The organism is Ureibacillus thermophilus (assembly GCF_004331915.1).
Classification (GTDB): Bacteria; Bacillota; Bacilli; order Bacillales_A; family Planococcaceae; genus Ureibacillus; species Ureibacillus thermophilus.
This window is the reverse complement of the sequence record NZ_CP036528.1, coordinates 419,417-439,790: the sequence shown is the minus strand read 5'-3', so window position 1 is coordinate 439,790 and position 20,374 is coordinate 419,417. Positions and strand designations below refer to the sequence as shown.

The following is a 20,374-nucleotide window of genomic DNA, read 5'->3' as shown; positions in this document are numbered from 1 at the left end:
TTGGTCCCAGGAGCTGTTCGACCTTCCTTCACTTCTACTATAAAAAAATAGTAGCACAAACCTTGGCCTAGGTCTGTACTACTAATGTTAGTATGTTTTTCTACACATGTATGAATATTAAAAGATGATGAAAAGTTTTTCAATAAAAAACTTTTCGTTTACATCATAATTCCACCATCGACATGCAAAACATGCCCTGTAATATAATTGGACTCATCGGAAGCTAAAAATAGGTAAGCGTTTGCAATATCTTCCGGTTGGCCGATTCGTTTTAAACTTGTAATGGACTCCATATAATTCAAAATTTTCTCAGGCATTTTTTCAACCATTGCTGTTTTTGTAAACCCCGGAGCCACAGCATTCACGTTGATTCCCTTTTTTCCTAACTCCTTTGCCCAAGTTTTGGTCATCCCTATAATAGCCGCTTTAGCTGCCGCATAATTCGTTTGCCCTATATTTCCATAGACGCCGCTGACGGAGGATGTATTAATAATTTTTCCATATCCTTGTTCCACCATCACTTTTGCTACTGCTTGCGTACAATAGAATACGCCTTTAAGATTCACATTTATGACTTCATCAAATTGTTCTTCTGTCATTTTGACAAGCATGGCGTCCCTTGTAATCCCTGCATTGTTTACTAAAATATCAATTTTTCCGTAGATTTCTTTTACTTTCTCCACCATTTTTTCGACTTCTTCTTTGTTTGCCACATTGACTTGATAAAATAACACCTCATAGCCTTGATCTTTAAATTGCTTTTCCAATTCTTTTCCTGCTTCTTTTTGAATATCTGCGATGACTACTTTTGCCCCTTCCTCTAAAAACCTTTTCGTTGCTGCCCGACCGATTCCATTTGCACTCCCTGTAATAATCGCCACTTTGCCTTGTAATCTCATATGACTCCCCTTTTTCTTTCAATCTTTATAAATGACTGACAACTATTGACATCATACGACCATGTCCCGACCTGTTTCAACAAATTTGATAAAATATATTCCAAAAAATAAAAAAATATGCAAAAAATCCATATAGACTTTTTGCATATATATGTGTTGTTATTTAGGCTCAACCGGCAATACTTTTAAGAAATGGGAGCGCATGTCATTATCTTTTTCATTCAATAAAATATGAACATCCCCATAGTCATGGGCTGTTCGAATAAGTCGTCCAATTCCTTGCTGCAATCTTAAAAGCATAAATGGCAAGTCCACTTCTTCAAAAGGATTTTCCGCAAATTTCCGTTTTGCCTCAAAGAGCGGGTCTTTTGGCGGGAACGGCAATTCATAAATAATGATTTGCGTCAATGTTTCTTCCGGCAAGTCTACCCCTTCCCATAAATGGTAGGAACAAAGGGTTTTGATTGTGCCATTTTGGAAATCTTTAATGATGGATGTCAACTCCCGGTCTCCTTCAAAGCCGACTGTCAACCGGGCCATTAATGACAATTTTTCCTTAAACTTCAGCATCGATTGTCTAGATTTAAAGAGCACCAATGTTTTCTTGTTTTGTTTTAGCAACTCTTCTACTTTCTTCACTTTTTGTTCTTCGTCTAATTCATGTAAATAAATATTCATCACTTCATCATAATCGAATGGAGAAGGAACGCTGAAGTGTTGATATTTCTTCACGCCTAAGCTGGATGCGATGTAAGAGAAATCTTTATTGACAGATAATGTTGCGGAAGAAAAGATGATTGGAATATTCATTGAAAATAGTTTTTCTTCCAATACTTCTGTAATCAATCTTGGCATGATAACCAAAGTTTCTTCTCCGTCGGTATCCTCAAGCCAATCGATAGCATCGCTTTTTGAAATGAAAATTTTCAAAGCCTCTTCATAGTCTTCTAAAAATTCTTCGACAATATTTAATTCATATTCAGGAATGACATACATTTCCGATTCAAATACGAACTCCTCAAGCAGCTTTTCCACATCATCAATAAGCTGTTTTCCTAAAGCGATTAATTTTTCTGATTTTCGAATGCTTTTTCGGTCTTCATCGGATGGAATCACATCGTCTTGAAGCTGGTCGAAAAACAATTCATGGTCATCCTGCAATTTTTCCATTGCAAATAAAGTGCTCTCGCGAATTCCATCCACCATGATGTGGTCCAACAATTTTACGATGGTATAGTTTTGCACTTTATAAGTCATGGCCTTTTGAGCAGCATATTCCAACAAATGCCCTTCATCTAAGACAATCAAAGAAACTTCAGGCAGCAACGTCAATTGGCCTTCTCGTTTGCGGGATTCCTTCGTTGCCAAATGTTCCATCAAAAAGTCTTGGGAGCAGACAATTAAATCTGTCGCTTGTCGGTAATACGCTCGGTGCAGCGTTTGTCCACACCGATTCCGCTTGTCGCAAATGCTGCACTGCATAATGGAATTGTAATTGACTTTACTCCAATTTTCATCGCTGATTTGCGGATAATCGCTTCGTGCACCATAAAGGGGAACGGTCACTGCCGAACTTTCAGAAAATACTTCTTCCGGGATGGAGAATGCAATTTCATCGATCCACTCTTCGTCCTCGTATAATTCCGCTTCTTCAAAACGTTTCAAACATAAATATTGATCCCGGGATTTGGCAAGTCTTACATCCACTTTCAATCCCAGATGCTTTTCAATCTTTGCAATGTCCCCTTCTTCTTTCACAAGCTGGTCAATGAGCGTTTCATCGGCACAGGCAATCAACGCCGGCTTCCCCGTATAGCGGGCATAGGCAATAGCAGGCAATAAATAGGCGAGCGTTTTGCCCGTTCCAACACCCGCTTCTGCAAAAAGGACATTTTTTTCTTTTAATGCTTTTCCAATTTGATAGCTCATAAATATTTGTTCATCGCGGCATTCAAATCCTTTTTCAGGCAATACATCATAAAAAATATCGCCAATCCAATCGTCCAACGAATCAAAGAAACTTTTCGCTTTTGATAATTCAAAAGGTATTGATGATTTCATCTTCTATTCTCCTTTGTCAATGTCTACTTGTTAGACATGAAGAAAAAGTGTCTCGAAAAAATTCAAGACACTGCCTAAAAAGTACATGAATTACAATTGATTACAATAACTTTATTATAAAAAAATCGACAGAAAATAACAATATTCGATAATGGGCAAATCTATGACTGTTTGTTTGATTTTTGCCCCCAAAACTGGTAATAGTCTGTTCGAATGAAACCATTAAATAATTTTCGTTTTTTCGTTGCTTTTTTGCCGTACAGTTCCTCAAAGTTTTCCATTGAAGAAAGCATGTAGACAGACCATGTCGGATAGTTTTTCATAATGTTTCCAAGTTCACGGATGACCATTTCAATTTCCTCCCTCTCGCCAATCCGCTCGCCATAAGGAGGATTCGACACAATGACCCCATCTGTTAAAGTCGTTGTAAAATCAGTTGCTTGCATTTGTTTAAAAGTGATTAAATCACTGAAACCAGCTTCCAGGGCATTATCTTTTGCAATTTTTACCATTCGATGGTCGATATCTGTCCCCATGATTTCAAGAGGCTGATCGTAATTAGCTAAATCTTCCACTTCGATTCGAGCTTCATCCCAAATTTTCTGATCCATCCAATCCCATTCTTCAGAGATAAAATCTCGGTTATAACCGGGCGCAATATTTTGGCCAATCATCGCCGCTTCAATAGGGATTGTGCCAGAACCGCAAAACAAATCTACAAAAGGTCTATGGGGAGACCATTTTGAAATTTTGACTAATGCCGCTGCCAGCGTTTCTTTTAATGGGGCGTCCCCTTGTCCTACCCGATATCCTCTTTTATGAAGACCAGAGCCGCTTGTATCAATTGTAAGTGTTACCATATCTTTCAAAATTGATACTTCAATTTTAAAAGTTGCTCCTGATTCATCCAAATACCCTATTCGTTTATATGCTTGTTTCAGCCGCTCAACAATGGCTTTTTTTACGATGGCTTGGCAATCGGGCACACTGTATAATGTGGATTTTACGGATTTTCCGCTAACCGGAAAGTTGGCATCCACCGGCAAATATTGTTCCCAAGGGATTGCTTTTGTCTGCTCAAACAATTCATCAAAAGTCGTTGCAAAAAATTGACCTGCAACAATTTTTACCCGATCGGCAACCCTTAGCCAAAGATTGGTTCTAGCTATGGCCCGCTCATCGCCTTCAAAATATATTTTTCCATTTTCCGTCTTCGTTTCATATCCTAATGCTTTCACTTCATCTGCTACAATCGATTCTAATCCCATCGCAGAAGTCGCTACTAGTTGAAATTTTGTCATGACCATCCATCCTTAAGATTCTCCCATATTTTCAAGAAGTATATTATACCTCTATTTGCAACTCTTTACAAAAAATATATATTAAACTCGCTGAAATTTAATCATTACTTCAATGAAAGGCTCTATAATATTTGGTGTTGGTGAGTATAAACCAGCACCAATTTTTTTGAACAAAAAAAAAATGAGACAGTGACAAAACTCTGGTAAAATGTAATCGACCAAAACCACATTTACAAGGAGTTGTGTCACATGTCTCACCATCATTCTATACGAAACCTACTCAATATAAAAGATAAAAATATCACATTTGATGAAAATTTTTGTGCAGAAGAACTCATTAAAGGGGTCCAATCAAAAGTCTTTTATGGCCAATTAACTTACCAACCAAAAGCGTGCTATGCTTGTGGACATGTCTTCGATGATCAAATCATTAAACACGGTTTTAAAACGTCTCTCATTAAAATGCCTAGTGTTTCAGGTTTTCATACCTATTTAAAATTGCGTAAACAGCGTTATTTCTGTAAACATTGTCATTCCACGTTTACTTTAAAAACGAGCGTCGTGGCTAAAAACTGTTGCATTTCCAACAATACCAAAGTATCGATTGCTTTAAACGCCAAAGATAAAATCTCCGAAAAAGATATTGCCATCAAACACAATGTATCTCATGCCACTGTCAGTCGAGTCATTGACAGCTTTTATAGTTACTATCAGCCGAATGTTCACTATCTTCCTAAGCACCTGTGTTTTGACGAGTTTAAATCCGTGAAATCCGCAGCTGGAGCGATGTCCTTTATTTTCTGCGACTCTGAAACAGGGGAGATTGTGGATATCGTGGAGGACCGGAGATTACATGTCCTCAAAGAATATTTCTTACGGTATTCCAAGAAGGCGAGAGATGCGGTAAAAACGATTGTCATCGATATGTACAGCCCTTATATTTCCTTAATCCAAGAAGTTTTCCCTAAAGCGGAAATCGTACTCGACAAATTCCATATCCTCCAACTATTTAGCAGAGCTTTAAACAAAACGCGCATCAACGTCATGAATCGGGATAAAAAGAATTACAATAAATTAAAAAAATACTGGAAGCTCCTTCTGAAAGATCAAACAAAACTTGATTATAAGAACTATACATATCATCGTTGCTTTAAAAAGCATATGTGTGAGGTGGAGATTCTCCACTATCTCATTGATTTAGATTCTGAATTAAAAGCGTCCTATGAGTTATATCAATACGTGCAACATTGCATAAAAATCAAAGACTTTGAGCTCCTAAAGAAAACATTAGAGAATAAACAAAATATCGTTTCCAGCTATATGAAAACCGCCATCAAGACAATCAACAAATACATCAAAAGTATTGACAGAACTACCGAATCTTCCAATCCATCAGCAGCCAGAAATAATCGATCGCTACTTGCCTTGGTCTAAAAATATACGTGAATCATGTGCAATTGCAAAATAGCCCTCAATCGAAAAAAACATCAAGATTGTAGGGCTATTTGTCGTGCGTACCAAAAAGTGCGCTTTTTTGATTCCTGTATCAAGTTTTTCAATGCGTCTTTTTAATTCGGGCTTACGAAATAATGGGGATACCGATTACAATGAAAGGAATTTTTCAGCTCGATTAGGGGCTTTGGAATAAGATGAAACATAATATGGGAATAAAGGATTTGCATTGTTCTGTAAGAAGGAAATGAAGCGAGCTTGGTTTATATGATATAATAAAAACACGAGAACTTGGGAGTGAGCGGATGAAATTGATCATTGCTGTCATTCAAGACCAGGATAGCAATCGACTGTCGAATGCGTTGATGAAGCAAAATTATCGGGCGACGAAATTAGCTAGTACAGGGGGATTCCTGCGCTCAGGGAACACCACTTTTCTCATTGGCGTAGATGATCAAGACGTTTCGAAAGTGCTCGACATTATTCGCGATAATTGCCGGGCAAGAGAGCAAATGGTCACTCCTGTTTCACCTCTTGGAGGAAATGCGGATACGTACATTCCTTATCCTATCAAGGTGGAAGTTGGCGGTGCAACGGTGTTTGTATTGCCAATAGAAGCATATTACCATTTTTAATAAAAACTAATGCCAAGTAGGGGCTGAAGAAAGTGAAAATTAACCAAGATATACGGGTAGGAATAAAAACTAATTTACCTGAAATCAACCAGCAAACCGAGACAAATAACCGTTTTGGGGAGCTAGTTTTCAAGCAAGGGCAAAAATTGCAAAACGAGCAGTTGACGCGGTTGTTAGGAGATATTTCAACTGCCGGAGACCGGGTGGCAAGATCTAGAAACTTGCGCGATTTAGCTCGATTTAAAATGCTCGTGAAGCGTTTCTTGCAAGAAGCTGTTGAATATGGTCTTGAGCTGAAACAGTCCCACACTTGGAACCGATTTGGGGAAGGTAGAAGGCTGAAAATCATTAAAACGATTGACGACCGATTAGTAGAACTGGCTCAAGATATTTTAGACGAAGAAAAAGATACGATTGAATTGCTTGATAAAATCGGCGAAATTAAAGGTTTATTAATTAATTTATATATGTAAAACCCGTGTCTTTACCCTTTTTAATAGACACGGGATTTTTTCTAAAGAAAATCATCATCTTGAACGAAGAAAAGGTGAATGGAAATGCTTGAAACAGTAGATGAACTTAAAAAACTGCAGCCCATCGTAATGAAACAATTGCAAATGATTTTTGAAAAAGGTCGGATTGCTCATGCGTATATTTTTGAAGGGGAAAAAGGAACGGGCAAAAAAGAAATAGCAAAGTTTTTTATAAAATTAATGCTATGTCTGAATCCGTCGAAAAATGTTCCATGTGAAACATGCAGAAATTGTAAACGTGTCGAATCAGGAAACCATCCAAATGTTTTGCATATTGAACCGGACGGCCAATACATTAAAGTAGAGCAGATTCGGGATTTAATATCGACGATGACCAAAACGGGTTTAGAAGAAGGAAGAAAAATTTATGTCATTCATCAAGCGGATAAAATGAATGTTGCTGCCAGCAATACGCTGTTAAAATTTTTAGAAGAACCGGATGGACAAGTAACTGCAATCCTTTTAACAGAGCAATATCAATCGATACTTCCGACCATTCAATCCCGCTGTCAGCACATTAAGTTTTCAAATATTCCAAAAGAATTTTTAATTCAACAGTTGCAGGAGCATGGATTAACCTTTTCCATGGCTTCCACAGTCAGCCAAGTGACCAATAGCGTAGAAAAAGGCCTTGCTTTAGCCCAAGATGAGCAGTTTGCACTAGCGAGAAAAACAGTGTTAAAATTAGTGGAGACTGTCAGAAAGAATGTCAACGAAGCCTTGTTAATCGTATACGATGAATGGCTTCCAAATGTGAAGGAAAAAAGCGATTTAGAACTCAGTCTTGATTTACTTCTGTTAGCTTATCGTGATATTGTAGCAATAAAAGCAAATCCTGAAAGTCCTTGCACTTATCCGGATATGATTCAAACATGGAAAGAAATAGCCTTATCTTCAACATTTGAACAGTTGTCCAATCAAATGCAGGCAATATTACAAGCAAGACAAAATATCGGTCGCAATATGAATCGTACGCTTTTAATGGAACAGCTAATGCTGAAATTGCAGGAGGGGTATTCCTTTGTATAATGTGGTAGGAGTCCGCTTTAAACGGGCGGGTAAAATATATTATTTCGACCCTGGAGAATATCAATTGGAGAAAGACCAATATGTCATTGTTGAGACAGCTCGAGGCGTCGAATATGGAAAAATTGTTATTCCGATGAGACAAGTTGGTGAAAATGATGTTGTATTGCCGTTAAAGCAAGTGCTGCGGCCTGCAACAGATCGGGACAAAATCCAAGTGGAAGAAAATAAAGCAGAAGCTAGACGTGCTTTTGATATTGCCAATGTCAAAATTGCGGAGCATCAACTTGAGATGAAACTAGTAGATGTGGAATATACATTTGACCGAAATAAAGTCATTTTTTATTTTACAGCAGAGGGAAGAGTCGATTTCCGCGAGCTGGTAAAAGATTTAGCGGCGATTTTCCGGACTCGCATTGAACTCCGGCAAATTGGTGTACGCGATGAGGCAAAGCTGCTTGGGGGTATTGGGCCTTGCGGACGAATGCTATGCTGTTCAACATTTCTTGGGGATTTTGATCCGGTCTCCATTAAAATGGCAAAAGATCAAAATTTATCACTAAATCCGACAAAAATATCAGGGCTTTGTGGCCGTCTTATGTGTTGCTTAAAATATGAAAATGACGATTATGAAACGGCAAAAGATGGCATGCCTGATATTGGCGAGACAACAATTACTCCCGATGGCGTCGGAACGGTTGTTGGAATCAATGTGCTGGAAAGGGTTGTCCAAGTCTATTTGGAAGAGCTGGAACGTACGGCTGAATATACATTGGAGGAAATTCTTGAGTGCGAAAAGAATCTGATATAGATTAAAACTAATGGGGTGGCTTGGTTGAGGGACCGAAATTTTTTAGATGCTATAATGGAATTTGAACAGCAACTAGAAACATTACAACAGCAGTTTAACGAAATCAAAAAATCTGTTGCGCACATGGTAGAAGAGTATCAGTCACTTCAACTAGAAAATTATCATCTCAGAAGACGATTGGAAGAATTGACAAAAGCAGCAGAAACTACTGAACAAGGTGAAAAGAAAAGCTATTTAGATATTGGAGAAGGCTATGATAACTTAGCCCGGCTTTATCAGGAAGGATTTCACGTATGTAATGTGCATTTTGGCAGTTCCCGTAAAGGGGAAGACTGTTTATTTTGTCTGGCGTTTTTTAATAAAAATGTGTAAGAAAAGGGGTCGTCTGAAATTTATGTTGAGACGGCCCCTTTCCGACGAGATAGAGGAAACTTGTTTCAACTATCGCAGTAGAAAATTACTATAAGAAAGTAGTTGTCTAGAAAAAGTTTTGTCTTTCTAGACACCCCCTTTTATTTTCATGAAGAGGAGTGTAGACGTGGAAAGTTGGTTAAAGGATAATGAGCGGCTGGATTATTTGTTGGCCGAAGATTTGCGGATTATTCAAAGCCCTTCCGTTTTTGCCTTTTCTTTAGATGCCGTATTACTGGCGAAGTTTGCAAGCATTCCTATTTCCAGGGGGCAGATTGTGGATTTATGCTCTGGAAACGGGGTTATACCCTTGTTTTTAAGCACCCGCACGAAAGCAAAAATCATTGGGGTGGAAATTCAGGAGCGGCTGTATGATATGGCTGTACGAAGCATCCATTACAATGGATTGGAAGAGCAAATTCAAATGATTCATGGGGATGTAAAGGAAGTGCCACCACTTCTTGGCATTGAAAAATATGATACAGTGACATGCAATCCACCTTATTTTTTAGATTTACAATCCAGCGATAAAAATTTAAACGAACATTTTACGATTGCCCGACATGAAGTGATGCTTACATTGGATGAAGCGGTCCATGCGGCAAGCCGATTATTGAAACAAGGCGGCAAAGCAGCCTTTGTACATAGACCTGGGAGACTTTTAGACATTATCACTTCCATGAGAAATCATCGATTAGAACCAAAAAGAATTCGCTTCATCTATCCGAAAATGGGGAAAGAGGCGAATATGCTGTTAATTGAAGGAATCAAAGATGGCAAGCCGGATTTAAAAATTTTGCCTCCGCTGTATGTATATGACGACGATAATCAGTATACAGCTGAAATGAGAGAAATATTGTATGGAGAAAAAGGATAAACATTATTTTTATGTACTTGAATGCGCGGATTCCTCTTTCTATGCAGGATACACCAACGATTTGGAGCGAAGGGTGAATCAGCATAATGCAGGCAAGGGAGCAAAGTATACGAGGGCAAAGCGGCCGGTAAAGTGCATCTATTATGAAATTTATGAAACAAAAGAGGAAGCCATGCGGGCAGAATATGGGTTTAAACAATTAAAACGTAGCGAAAAAATGAAATATATTCGGGAGAGAAAAACATGAAATCGCAAAAAAGTAATATTCATGAACAAAGCAGTTGTTTATATTTAGTAGCAACTCCTATCGGCAATTTAGAAGATATAACGCTTCGGGCATTACGCATTTTAAAAGAAGTGGATATTATTGCAGCAGAAGACACAAGAAATACAAAAAAACTTTTATCTTATTATGACATTTCAACTCCCTTAGTCAGCTACCATGAGCATAATCAAGAACAAGCGGGAGAAAAAATATTGCAGTGGCTAAGAGAAGGAAAACGAGTTGCTTTAGTGAGCGATGCTGGGCTGCCTTGCATTTCAGACCCGGGAGCCGATATTGTCAAAAAAGCCATAGAGGAAGACTTTGCAGTAATTCCAATCCCCGGAGCCAATGCGGCATTGACCGCTCTCATTGCATCGGGATTATCGCCGCAGCCTTTTTACTTTTTTGGCTTTTTACACCGCAGCAGCAAAGAAAGAAAAAAACAATTATCCCAACTGAAAAACCGGAAAGAAACATTGATTTTTTACGAAGCGCCCCATCGATTGCAGGATACGTTAAAAGATATCGAGTCGGTGTTGGGGAATCGAAACATAGTGCTAGCAAGAGAGCTAACAAAAAAATTTGAAGAGTTTTTGCGTGGAACGGTGGAAGAAGCAATTCAATGGACAAAGGATAATGACGTAAGAGGAGAATTTTGCCTGATTCTAGATGGGGTCGAAGAGGCGGAAGAAATCAAAGAAGAAGATCCTTATTGGGCGGACATGACGATCAAAGAGCATGTGGATTGGCTCATGAATGAAAAACAGATTACTTCAAAAGAAGCCATTAAAGAAGTTGCTCAATTAAGGGGACTTCCAAAAAGAGAAGTTTACAAACAATATCATTTATAAAAAAAAAGCTGCTAGAATGCATTCTAGCCAGCTGATATTACAAATTGTCCTTTATTGGTTGTCGATTTTTGGTGTGTTTTATTTAGTTTATTTCTTATTTGTTTTTGCTTAATTGTTCTTGAATTTCTTTCATTAAGATTTCCGCGCCTTCCGGACTTAAAATGAGTTTGCCGCCAGCTAAACGGAAATTTTTGTCTGAAACTTCGCCAGTAATTGCACAAGTCATATTCGGCATGTACTTTTTAAGGATGATTTTATCATCATCTACGTAAATTTCTAATGCATCTTTTTCATTAATGCCAAGTGTACGACGAAGTTCAATAGGGATTACCACACGACCTAACTCATCAACTTTACGGACAATACCTGTAGATTTCATGACAATGTTTTCCTCCTATTTTTGCGTCATAATTTAGAATAAATCTCGTATTCGCCAAAATTCGACATTTATTCCTCGTCTGTTTAAAATAATACCAATAAAAGGAATAAACGTCAATTATTTAGCATTACAGATTTGAAAAATATTAAAAGAAATTATAAAAATTCGTTTTTTTTAATAAAAAAGTATGATTTGTAATAGATTAACTTTATAATACGTGTGAATAAGGAATAGTTTCAAGAAATTTATTATTTACCGCAATTAGTAAATTTCGACAACTTTATATATAATATGTTAGCGTTGAAACAAAATTCGTTAATCGTTAGAATTAATACTATATATCGTTGACAATGGAGGCAGTTTAGGTGAGTGAGAAAAAGACATTTTATATAACAACCCCAATATATTATCCAAGTGGAAAATTTCATATTGGAACAGCCTATACAACAGTAGCTTCAGATGCGATGGCAAGATATAAAAGATTGCGCGGTTATGATGTTCGCTTTTTGACAGGAATGGATGAGCATGGACAAAAAATTCAACAGAAAGCAAAAGAAGACGGAAAACACCCGCAAGAATATGTAGATGAAATTGCTGAAGCTGCAAAAGAACTGTGGAAGAAGTTGGATATCTCTTACGATGATTTTATCCGAACTACGCAAGAACGTCATGTAAAAATTGTTGAAAAAATCTTCCAAAAATTTTTAGATAAAGGGGATATTTACAAAGGCGAATACGAAGGCTGGTATTGCACTCCTTGTGAATCTTATTACACAGAGACTCAATTAGTGGATGGCAATTGTCCGGATTGCGGCCGTCCTGTACAAAAATTGAAAGAAGAATCATATTTCTTCAATATGCAAAAATATGCAGATCGCCTGCTTCAATATTATGAAGAAAACCCTGAGTTTATTGAACCGGAATCACGAAAAAATGAGATGATTAATAACTTTATTAAACCAGGGCTTGAAGACCTTTCCGTTTCAAGAACATCCTTCGATTGGGGAATTAAAGTGCCAGGCGACCCTAAACACGTGATTTATGTTTGGGTTGATGCTTTAACAAACTATATTACGGCTTTAGGATACGGTTCAGACAATGAGGAGCTGTTTAACAAATATTGGCCTGCAGATGTGCATGTAGTGGGGAAAGATATTGTCCGTTTCCATACAATTTATTGGCCAATATTCTTAATGGCGCTTGGGCTTCCTCTGCCGAAAAAAGTATTTGCCCATGGCTTCATTATGATGAAGGACGGAAAAATGTCGAAATCCAAAGGGAATGTCGTATATCCTGAAATGTTGATTGACCGTTATGGGTTGGATGCGACACGATACTTTTTGCTTCGTGAATTGCCATTTGGAGCAGATGGCGTATTTTCTCCGGAATCGTTTGTGGAACGCACGAACTATGATTTGGCAAACGATTTAGGGAATTTATTAAATCGTACGGTTTCAATGATCAATAAATATTTCGATGGCGTCATTCCAACAGAAGGTTTGGAAGAAACGGAATTCGATGCTTCATTAAAAGCCCATGCAAAAGAAACAAAAGCTTTATATGAAGCGAATATGGAAAAAATGCAGTTCAGCGTTGTGCTTTCAGATTTGTGGACATTTATTTCAAGAACAAATAAATATATTGATGAGACGGAACCTTGGGTATTGGCGAAAAATGAAGAGAACCGTGGCAAATTAGCTCAAGTTATGTACAATTTAGCTGAAAGTTTGCGGCATATTGCAGTAATGTTACAACCGTTTATGACGCAAACGCCAAAACGCATTATGGAACAGCTCGGATTAGATGAAAAATTATTAGCTTGGGATACAATTGAGGAATTCGGAAATGTTATTCCTGAAAAAACAAAAGTGGTAGAAAAAGGAATTCCAATTTTCCCTAGATTAGATGCAGAAGTAGAAATTGAATATATCCGAAATCAAATGCGCGCCAGTGTAAAAACACCTCAAGAAGAAGAGAAGAAAAAAGCAGAAGCGCCAAATGTTCCCGAAATTACCATTGAAGACTTCCAAAAACTTGATTTGCGAGTAGGTACGGTTACAGCATGCGAACTGGTTCCGAAAGCGGATAAATTATTAAAGCTTCAAGTGGATTTAGGATACGAAACACGCCAAGTCGTATCAGGCATTGCAGAGCATTATAAGCCGGAAGAGTTGATAGGTCAAAAAGTTATCGTGGTGGCTAATTTAAAACCAGTAAAACTTCGTGGGGAGTTATCTCAAGGAATGATTTTAGCTGGTTCTCATGATGGAGTGTTGAAAATCGCTACAGTGGATCCAGCTTTGAAAAATGGAGCAAAAGTGAAGTAAATTGATAGCCTGTTGGATGGAATCATTCAACAGGCATTTTATTATTTTAAAATAACTTAAAAATACAATAATTGGTATCTCATAAAGGCGTTTAGTGTGAAATAACTAATTTTGTTACAATACAATGGGCAGAATGTCATGAAAACTATTTCTTGTAATCGAAATGTAACATTTTTGTGAAATCAGTAATATGCGAGAACAATACAATATACGGTAGGTGTGAGAAAAATGTTTATTGATACTCATGTTCATTTAAATGCAGATCAATTTCAGGAAGATTTACAAGAAGTCATTGAACGAGCATATGCTGCAAAAGTAGAAAAAATGGTTGTTGTAGGATTCGATCGGCAAACGATTGAACGGGCAATGCAGCTTATAGACGAATATGAAAGTTTATATGCAGTAATTGGTTGGCATCCCGTCGACGCAATTGATTGTACAGAAAAAGAATTAGCATGGATTGAAGAGCTGACCCATCACCCGAAAGTAGTAGGTATTGGCGAAACAGGGCTAGACTATTATTGGGACAAGTCGCCAAAAGAGGTTCAACAAGAACTGTTTCGGAAACAAATTCGATTGGCGCAAAAGGTAAATCTACCTATTGTCATCCATAATCGGGATGCTACAGGAGATGTAGTGAAAATTTTAAGAGAAGAAAATGCCCATACAGTCGGTGGTGTCATGCATTGTTTTAGTGGAAGCGTCGAAACGGCATGGGAATGCATCAAAATGAACTTTATGATCAGTTTAGGCGGACCTGTGACTTTTAAAAATGCCCGTATGCCAAAAAAGGTGGCAATGGAAATACCGCTTGAGCATTTATTGATTGAAACGGATGCACCGTATTTGGCTCCGCATCCGCATCGAGGAAAACGAAATGAGCCGTCTTACGTGCCTCTAGTTGCCGAGGAAATTGCTCGGTTGAAGGAAATCTCAGTGGAAGAAGTGGCAAAGGCAACGACCGAAAATGCAATCAAGATGTTTAAACTGAATGTATAAAATAAAAAAATGCCTCCAATACTGCAGATTAATAGGGTTTCGACTATACGAAACTACTAATTGAGAATTTTTATTAGTTGACATAATTTAAAGATGCCCGTATAATTCAACGGGTGTTAAGGAGGCGTTATTTAATGTCAAGTAGTCCCATAAAAAAACTTCTGTTTGGGTTCAAGCATCAGCACTCGCTGGTCACCATTTTGTTTGCTGCATTGTTCGTGGCCGTCATTAGTTTTGTATTGTATCAAGGAACAAAAAAGCCCGTAACACTTATAGCAAATGGCGAAGAAATGAACATATTAACTCATGCTGACACAGTGGAAGAACTGTTTGAAGAAGAAAAAATCCAATTATCGAGGCATGACAAGTTATCCCATTCACTGGATGGAAAAATCGAATCAGGAATGGTTATTGAATTTGTAAAAGCTAAATCCGTTACAATTATCATCGATGGAGAAGAACAGACCATTTGGACAACTGAAACAAAAGTTAAAGATATTTTGAAGGCAGCAAATATCAAAGTATCAGAGCATGATAAAGTTTCAATTGCATTAGACAAACATATAGGTAATGAAGATACAATCACCATTGAAAAAGCGTTTCAGGTAACACTTGTCGATGGAACAGAGGAAAAACAAGTGTGGTCCACTTCCACTACGGTCGCTAACTTTTTAAAGCAACAAGGTATAACACTTAATGAATTTGATCGTGTCGAAAATAAATTAAGCGACAATGTGAAACCAAATGATCGAATTACGGTTGTTCGTGTAGAAAAAGTTACCGATGTAGTGGAGGAAGAGATAGATTTTCCAGTGGAAACTAGATCTGATTCTTCCATATTGAAAGGAAAACAAAAAGTTATTTCTGAAGGAAAAAAGGGAAAAGTTTCAAGAACTTATGAAGTGACAAAAGAAAATGGCAAAGTTGTAAGTAAAGTCATAAAAGAAGAAAAAGTCATTGAACAACCGAAAGCAAAAGTCGTTGCAGTAGGAACAAAAGTAGTCGCTGCACAAGTATCCCGTGGAACGAGTGCAAGCGGAAAAGAATTTTACGTGATTGCCACAGCATATACTCCGTACTGTGACGGTTGTTCCGGCACATCAGCTGCAGGAATTAATTTGCGCAGCAGTTCCGATTTAAAAGTAATTGCTGTAGACCCAAATGTGATTCCGTTAGGTTCAAAAGTTTGGGTTGAAGGCTATGGATATGCCATAGCCGGTGACACGGGCGGCGCCATCAAAGGAAATAAAATTGATGTGCTAGTTCAAACGAAACAAGAAGCTAATAAATGGGGCCGCAAAAAAGTTCGCATTAAAGTGTTAGATTAAAGACATTATATGCTTTCCTGGAAGAACAGGAAAGCATATTTTTTTGGTTGAAAAAGTAGACAGACATTTCTTGTGAAAAAGGTTGATGTTTTGTACAATTGTCCAAGATAAAAGGTAGAAGAGAGGTACAGCATTGGAAATTAAAGAAATCATCGTGGTGGAAGGAAAAGATGATACAATTGCGATTCAAAGAGCGGTGAATGCAGATACGATTGAAACAAATGGTTCAGCAATTTCTGAGGAAACGCTGCAGCGTATTCAACTTGCTCAAGAAAAGCGCGGTGTCATTGTATTTACCGATCCCGATTATCCTGGAAGACGCATTAGAGCCATTATTGAAGAACGAATTCCGGGAGTCAAGCATGCCTTTCTTTCAAAAGAAAAATGCATTGCCGCCAACGGAAAAAGTTTAGGGATTGAACATGCAAGCGATGAAGATATACGGGAAGCATTAAAAAATGTATATACACCTTTAGAAGAAAAGCCAACAAAAGAAGAGATTACGTTGGCGGATTTAATGGATGCGCGTCTCATAGGGCATCCTTCTGCCAAAGATCGCCGCATTCGCCTAGGGGAAATATTAAATATCGGCATGACCAACGGAAAGCAGCTTCGTAAACGGCTGATGATGTTTCAAATCACTTTTGAACAATTTACACAAGCGGTAGCAGAAATTGATCAGGAGGAGCGAAATGAATAAAGATATAGCTACGCCAATTCGCACAAAAGAAATTTTAAATAAATACGGATTTTCCTTCAAAAAAAGTTTAGGACAAAATTTCATTATTGATCCGAATATCCTTCGAAATATTGTTCATTATGCCAGCTTGACGGAAGAAAGCGGAGCCATTGAAATAGGTCCAGGCATTGGTGCTTTAACAGAGCATCTAGCGAGAAATTGCAAAAAAGTCGTGGCTTTTGAAATCGATGGCCGACTCATACCAGTTTTAGAAGATACATTAAGCCCTTATCCGAATGTAAAAGTTATCCATTCCGATGTATTAAAAGCGGATGTGGCAAAAGTGATTGAAGAAGAAATGCAAGGCATCAAAGATATTATGGTTGTAGCAAATCTCCCTTATTACGTCACAACCCCTATTTTGATGAAGCTTTTGCATGACCGTTTGCCAATACGGGGATTTGTGGTCATGATGCAGAAAGAAGTAGCGGACCGTATTTCAGCTAAGCCAGGAACTAAAAATTACGGGTCATTATCCATTGCAGTGCAATATTATACTGACGCAGAAGTCGTCATGACGGTACCTAAAACGGTATTTATGCCGCAGCCCAATGTAGATTCAGCCGTGATTCGTCTCATCAAGCGGGAAGCACCTCCAATTGAAGTGGTGGATGAAGACTTTTTATTTGTTGTTTCAAGAGCAGCCTTTGCACAGCGGAGAAAAACGATACTGAACAATTTGCAGGCAGGGCTTCCATCTGGAAAAGAGAAAAAACAGCAAATTATGGATGCGCTGTCAGCCTGCGGAATTGATCCTTCCAGAAGAGGAGAAACCTTGACTATAGAAGAATTTGGTAAACTTTCCAACGAACTCTATCCGCATTTTCACTAAAAGTTGCGAAAATGCTAACAAAACTTCTTTTTTTACGGAAAAATAAGTTGACAAGAATAATTGTATGCTGTTAAAATATATTAATTTATTGACATAATGGTATTTCTGCGATATAATTTTATCCAGTGAGGTGTATGCGGAAATGCCAAAAACATTAGCGGAGATAAAAAGAACATTGGATGAACACATTGGGAAGCCTTTGCGGTTAAGAGCAAATGGAGGCCGCAAAAAGACGGTTGAATGCAATGGGATTTTAAGCGAAACGTACAATGCTGTTTTTGTAGTTGAACTGGACCAAAAGGAAAATTCTTGTAAACGTGTTTCTTATAGCTACACTGATATTTTAACGGAAGCTGTGGAAATTACTTTCTTGGATGACAATAACGAATCATTCGCAGTAAAATAAGGTCTGCCCTGTTGTAAATTGTAGACAAAGCCGATTTTACCATCGACTTTGTCTACAATTTTTTTTGGCACTTGCACATACTACGAATGTCAACCTACTTATTTGAAGGAGGAATATCTCTATGGCAAGAAGAGGCGGAGTCATGTCGAGTCGTCTTAAAGAGGAGATTGCAAAAGAACTCGGGTTTTATGATGTAGTCCAACGGGAAGGTTGGGGTGGAATTAGAGCCCGAGATGCTGGTAACATGGTGAAGCGGGCAATCGAAATGGCTGAACAAAGTTTGGCGCAGCAAGCGAACCAAAACAGCAATCAATAAGTAAGGTTGACACTGCCAATGGCTCTTTAAAAGGGCTATTGGCATTTTTTTATTTTTCGGAAATTACTTAATACTTATATGTTTAATATTTTGCATCTGTGGTGATAGCTTCATTATGGTACAATATACGGAAGAAATTTACCGTAATGAGTCTGCAAGGAGGATCAACATGCTTTATATAAAAGCACCTGCCAAAATTAATTTAACCCTTGATGTATTATATAAACGCCCTGACAACTATCACGAAGTAGAAATGGTAATGACGACGGTTGATTTAGCAGATCGCATTGGGCTTGAACTAAGAAAGGACGGGAAAATTGCCATTTCTTCATCAAGCGGCATTGTCCCGGAAGATGAACGGAATCTTGCTTATCAAGCAGCCATGCTTTTAAAAAATACATATCAAATTGAAGAAGGAGCAACGATTTATATTGAAAAGGAAATTCCTGTAGCAGCTGGGCTTGCAGGAGGAAGCAGCGATGCAGCAGCCACTTTGCGCGGGTTGAACAAACTATGGAATTTGAATTTATCCATAGATACGTTGGCAGAACTAGGAGCAAAAATTGGATCTGATGTTCCTTTTTGTGTTTATGGGGGCACGGCTTTAGCAACGGGTAGAGGGGAAAAAATACAACATTTGCCTGCACCTCCGACATGCTGGGTAATCCTTGCAAAGCCGAAGCTCGGCGTTTCAACAGCAAAAATTTATGAAGGTTTGAATTTGGAAAGCATCGAACACCCTAACACTAAACAAATGATCCAAGCTTTGGAAGAGAAAGATTATTCTTTAATGTGCAAGTCTTTAGGAAATGTTCTCGAAACGGTCACATGTTCGGTATATCCAGAAGTGGGATTTATTAAAGAACATATGCTGCGATTTGGCGTAGACGCTGCATTAATGAGTGGAAGCGGTCCAACAGTTTTTGGTTTTGTCAAAAGCGAATCAAGATTAAATCGCGTATACAATGGTTTAAAAGGCTTTTGTGAAGAAGTATATGCGGTGCGCATGTTAGGAAAAAGAAATTCACTTGCCTAAACACGTACAATTATGATACTTATTTCTATAAAATATTCGTATTTTACATTAGGAGAGGGTTTCATGAAATGGAAGCGTAGTGAACGCTTAGTAGATATGACGCATTATTTGTTAGAGCATCCGCATCAACTAATTCCGTTGACTTATTTTGCTGAGTTGTATAATTCAGCTAAATCATCCATCAGCGAAGATTTAGCCATTGTAAAAGGGACGTTTGAAGAAAGAGGAATTGGAGAATTAGTGACGATACCTGGAGCAAGCGGAGGAGTTAAATATATACCAACTGTATCAGATGATGAAGTTCGGGAAATCATCCAAATCTTAATTTCGGAATTGAGCAAATCGGATCGTCTGCTTCCAGGCGGCTATTTATTTATGACCGATTTGTTGGGCAATCCAAGTATAATGAACCGAGTAGGAAAGGTATTTGCAAACATTTTTAAAGACCAGCAAATTGATGCCATTATGACCGTCGCTACAAAAGGTATTTCCATTGCCCACGCCATTGCAAGACATTTAAATGTGCCTGTTGTGGTTGTGCGCAGGGATAGCAAAGTAACAGAAGGATCAACAGTGAGCATTAACTATGTTTCAGGTTCTTCCAGAAGAATCCAAACAATGGTATTATCAAAACGTAGTATGAAAAGCGGCCAACGAGTTTTAATAACAGATGACTTTATGAAAGTTGGCGGAACCATGAATGGTATGAAAAATTTGTTGGAAGAATTTGATTGCACTTTGGCAGGCATTGCCGTTCTAGTGGAGGCAGAGCATGTAGGAGAAACGCTTGTCGACGATTATTATTCATTAGTCAAACTTCATTCTGTGAATGAGAAAGAGAGAACAATTCAATTGAGTGAAGGAAATTATTTTTCAAAGGAGAGATAGTC

22 protein-coding genes are annotated in these 20,374 nt (G+C 38.0%); 18 read left to right on the top strand and 4 right to left on the bottom strand.

Going from position 1 to position 20,374, the window contains the following annotated elements:
• Positions 1 to 158: 158 nt before the first annotated feature.
• The 3 genes from fabG to DKZ56_RS02095 form a co-directional block, all read right to left on the bottom strand.
• Positions 159 to 899 (bottom strand): 3-oxoacyl-ACP reductase FabG, encoded by a 741-nt coding sequence (gene fabG, locus DKZ56_RS02105; protein WP_208651058.1) that lies wholly within the window; start codon positions 897 to 899, stop codon positions 159 to 161.
• A 159-nt stretch (positions 900 to 1,058) separates the two neighbouring features.
• The gene (locus DKZ56_RS02100; protein ID WP_208651057.1) at positions 1,059 to 2,960 is read right to left on the bottom strand and encodes an ATP-dependent DNA helicase; all 1,902 of its coding nucleotides are present in this window, start codon (positions 2,958 to 2,960) and stop codon (positions 1,059 to 1,061) included.
• A gap of 161 nt (positions 2,961 to 3,121) precedes the next feature.
• A complete protein-coding gene (locus DKZ56_RS02095) occupies positions 3,122 to 4,261 on the bottom strand; it encodes a THUMP domain-containing class I SAM-dependent RNA methyltransferase (RefSeq protein ID WP_208651056.1) in 1,140 nt (379 codons plus the stop codon).
• 249 nt (positions 4,262 to 4,510) lie between these two features.
• Between DKZ56_RS02095 and DKZ56_RS02090 the strand changes: the two genes are divergently transcribed.
• The 9 genes from DKZ56_RS02090 (at position 4,511) to rsmI (ending at position 11,122) form a co-directional block, all read left to right on the top strand.
• The gene (locus tag DKZ56_RS02090; RefSeq protein ID WP_208651055.1) at positions 4,511 to 5,695 is read left to right on the top strand and encodes an ISL3 family transposase; all 1,185 of its coding nucleotides are present in this window, start codon (positions 4,511 to 4,513) and stop codon (positions 5,693 to 5,695) included.
• 323 nt (positions 5,696 to 6,018) lie between these two features.
• A complete protein-coding gene (locus DKZ56_RS02085; RefSeq protein ID WP_208651054.1) occupies positions 6,019 to 6,348 on the top strand; it encodes a cyclic di-AMP receptor DarA in 330 nt (109 codons plus the stop codon).
• 32 nt (positions 6,349 to 6,380) lie between these two features.
• Complete coding sequence (locus DKZ56_RS02080; protein ID WP_208651053.1) at positions 6,381 to 6,821, top strand: YaaR family protein; 441 nt, start codon at positions 6,381 to 6,383, stop codon at positions 6,819 to 6,821.
• An 84-nt stretch (positions 6,822 to 6,905) separates the two neighbouring features.
• The gene (holB, locus tag DKZ56_RS02075; protein ID WP_208651052.1) at positions 6,906 to 7,910 is read left to right on the top strand and encodes a DNA polymerase III subunit delta'; all 1,005 of its coding nucleotides are present in this window, start codon (positions 6,906 to 6,908) and stop codon (positions 7,908 to 7,910) included.
• A complete protein-coding gene (locus DKZ56_RS02070) occupies positions 7,903 to 8,718 on the top strand; it encodes a PSP1 domain-containing protein (protein ID WP_208651051.1) in 816 nt (271 codons plus the stop codon). Before holB ends, DKZ56_RS02070 begins: the two co-directional genes overlap by 8 nt.
• Positions 8,719 to 8,742: 24 nt before the next feature.
• Complete coding sequence (yabA, locus tag DKZ56_RS02065) at positions 8,743 to 9,090, top strand: DNA replication initiation control protein YabA (protein ID WP_208651050.1); 348 nt, start codon at positions 8,743 to 8,745, stop codon at positions 9,088 to 9,090.
• Positions 9,091 to 9,256: 166 nt separating this feature from the next.
• Entirely contained in the window at positions 9,257 to 10,006 is a 750-nt protein-coding gene (locus tag DKZ56_RS02060) for a tRNA1(Val) (adenine(37)-N6)-methyltransferase (RefSeq protein WP_208651049.1), read from the top strand.
• Positions 9,990 to 10,253 carry a GIY-YIG nuclease family protein gene (locus tag DKZ56_RS02055; protein WP_208651048.1) on the top strand — a complete coding sequence of 88 codons (264 nt, stop codon included), beginning with the start codon at positions 9,990 to 9,992 and terminating at the stop codon, positions 10,251 to 10,253. Before DKZ56_RS02060 ends, DKZ56_RS02055 begins: the two co-directional genes overlap by 17 nt.
• The gene (gene rsmI / locus DKZ56_RS02050; RefSeq protein ID WP_208651047.1) at positions 10,250 to 11,122 is read left to right on the top strand and encodes a 16S rRNA (cytidine(1402)-2'-O)-methyltransferase; all 873 of its coding nucleotides are present in this window, start codon (positions 10,250 to 10,252) and stop codon (positions 11,120 to 11,122) included. The genes DKZ56_RS02055 and rsmI overlap by 4 nt, the downstream gene beginning before the upstream one ends.
• 94 nt (positions 11,123 to 11,216) lie before the next feature.
• On the opposite strand, the gene DKZ56_RS02045 is transcribed toward rsmI, so the two are convergent.
• The gene (locus DKZ56_RS02045; protein WP_208651046.1) at positions 11,217 to 11,501 is read right to left on the bottom strand and encodes a transition state genes transcriptional regulator AbrB; all 285 of its coding nucleotides are present in this window, start codon (positions 11,499 to 11,501) and stop codon (positions 11,217 to 11,219) included.
• A gap of 365 nt (positions 11,502 to 11,866) precedes the next feature.
• Here DKZ56_RS02045 and metG point away from each other — a divergent pair, with 365 nt between their 5' ends.
• From metG to purR, 9 genes are all read left to right on the top strand, one after another.
• The gene (gene metG / locus DKZ56_RS02040; protein WP_208651045.1) at positions 11,867 to 13,828 is read left to right on the top strand and encodes a methionine--tRNA ligase; all 1,962 of its coding nucleotides are present in this window, start codon (positions 11,867 to 11,869) and stop codon (positions 13,826 to 13,828) included.
• Between the two features lie 228 nt (positions 13,829 to 14,056).
• A complete protein-coding gene (locus tag DKZ56_RS02035) occupies positions 14,057 to 14,827 on the top strand; it encodes a TatD family hydrolase (RefSeq protein ID WP_208651044.1) in 771 nt (256 codons plus the stop codon).
• A gap of 134 nt (positions 14,828 to 14,961) precedes the next feature.
• Positions 14,962 to 16,155 carry a G5 and 3D domain-containing protein gene (locus DKZ56_RS02030; protein ID WP_208651043.1) on the top strand — a complete coding sequence of 398 codons (1,194 nt, stop codon included), beginning with the start codon at positions 14,962 to 14,964 and terminating at the stop codon, positions 16,153 to 16,155.
• A gap of 133 nt (positions 16,156 to 16,288) precedes the next feature.
• Positions 16,289 to 16,855: a ribonuclease M5 gene (gene rnmV, locus DKZ56_RS02025; RefSeq protein ID WP_208651042.1), complete on the top strand. Its 567-nt coding sequence runs from the start codon at positions 16,289 to 16,291 to the stop codon at positions 16,853 to 16,855.
• Positions 16,848 to 17,726 carry a 16S rRNA (adenine(1518)-N(6)/adenine(1519)-N(6))-dimethyltransferase RsmA gene (gene rsmA / locus DKZ56_RS02020; RefSeq protein ID WP_208651041.1) on the top strand — a complete coding sequence of 293 codons (879 nt, stop codon included), beginning with the start codon at positions 16,848 to 16,850 and terminating at the stop codon, positions 17,724 to 17,726. The genes rnmV and rsmA overlap by 8 nt, the downstream gene beginning before the upstream one ends.
• 142 nt (positions 17,727 to 17,868) lie before the next feature.
• The gene (gene veg, locus DKZ56_RS02015; protein WP_208651040.1) at positions 17,869 to 18,132 is read left to right on the top strand and encodes a biofilm formation stimulator Veg; all 264 of its coding nucleotides are present in this window, start codon (positions 17,869 to 17,871) and stop codon (positions 18,130 to 18,132) included.
• 121 nt (positions 18,133 to 18,253) lie between these two features.
• A complete protein-coding gene (locus DKZ56_RS02010; protein WP_208651039.1) occupies positions 18,254 to 18,448 on the top strand; it encodes a small, acid-soluble spore protein, alpha/beta type in 195 nt (64 codons plus the stop codon).
• Between the two features lie 169 nt (positions 18,449 to 18,617).
• Positions 18,618 to 19,484 (top strand): 4-(cytidine 5'-diphospho)-2-C-methyl-D-erythritol kinase, encoded by an 867-nt coding sequence (gene ispE, locus DKZ56_RS02005; protein WP_208651038.1) that lies wholly within the window; start codon positions 18,618 to 18,620, stop codon positions 19,482 to 19,484.
• Positions 19,485 to 19,547: 63 nt separating this feature from the next.
• The gene (purR, locus tag DKZ56_RS02000; protein WP_208651037.1) at positions 19,548 to 20,372 is read left to right on the top strand and encodes a pur operon repressor; all 825 of its coding nucleotides are present in this window, start codon (positions 19,548 to 19,550) and stop codon (positions 20,370 to 20,372) included.
• Positions 20,373 to 20,374: the final 2 nt, after the last annotated feature.

What these genes read in the sequence shown, in the direction of transcription:
- fabG (WP_208651058.1), bottom strand. Translation starts at nt 899, where the DNA reads ATGAGATTACAAGGCAAAGTGGCGATTATTACAGGGAGTGCAAATGGA.
- DKZ56_RS02100 (WP_208651057.1), bottom strand. Translation starts at nt 2,960, where the DNA reads ATGAAATCATCAATACCTTTTGAATTATCAAAAGCGAAAAGTTTCTTT.
- DKZ56_RS02095 (WP_208651056.1), bottom strand. Translation starts at nt 4,261, where the DNA reads ATGACAAAATTTCAACTAGTAGCGACTTCTGCGATGGGATTAGAATCG.
- DKZ56_RS02090 (WP_208651055.1), top strand. Translation starts at nt 4,511, where the DNA reads ATGTCTCACCATCATTCTATACGAAACCTACTCAATATAAAAGATAAA.
- DKZ56_RS02085 (WP_208651054.1), top strand. Translation starts at nt 6,019, where the DNA reads ATGAAATTGATCATTGCTGTCATTCAAGACCAGGATAGCAATCGACTG.
- holB (WP_208651052.1), top strand. Translation starts at nt 6,906, where the DNA reads ATGCTTGAAACAGTAGATGAACTTAAAAAACTGCAGCCCATCGTAATG.
- DKZ56_RS02055 (WP_208651048.1), top strand. Translation starts at nt 9,990, where the DNA reads ATGGAGAAAAAGGATAAACATTATTTTTATGTACTTGAATGCGCGGAT.
- rsmI (WP_208651047.1), top strand. Translation starts at nt 10,250, where the DNA reads ATGAAATCGCAAAAAAGTAATATTCATGAACAAAGCAGTTGTTTATAT.
- DKZ56_RS02045 (WP_208651046.1), bottom strand. Translation starts at nt 11,501, where the DNA reads ATGAAATCTACAGGTATTGTCCGTAAAGTTGATGAGTTAGGTCGTGTG.
- DKZ56_RS02035 (WP_208651044.1), top strand. Translation starts at nt 14,057, where the DNA reads ATGTTTATTGATACTCATGTTCATTTAAATGCAGATCAATTTCAGGAA.
- DKZ56_RS02030 (WP_208651043.1), top strand. Translation starts at nt 14,962, where the DNA reads ATGTCAAGTAGTCCCATAAAAAAACTTCTGTTTGGGTTCAAGCATCAG.
- rsmA (WP_208651041.1), top strand. Translation starts at nt 16,848, where the DNA reads ATGAATAAAGATATAGCTACGCCAATTCGCACAAAAGAAATTTTAAAT.
- veg (WP_208651040.1), top strand. Translation starts at nt 17,869, where the DNA reads ATGCCAAAAACATTAGCGGAGATAAAAAGAACATTGGATGAACACATT.
- DKZ56_RS02010 (WP_208651039.1), top strand. Translation starts at nt 18,254, where the DNA reads ATGGCAAGAAGAGGCGGAGTCATGTCGAGTCGTCTTAAAGAGGAGATT.
- ispE (WP_208651038.1), top strand. Translation starts at nt 18,618, where the DNA reads ATGCTTTATATAAAAGCACCTGCCAAAATTAATTTAACCCTTGATGTA.
- purR (WP_208651037.1), top strand. Translation starts at nt 19,548, where the DNA reads ATGAAATGGAAGCGTAGTGAACGCTTAGTAGATATGACGCATTATTTG.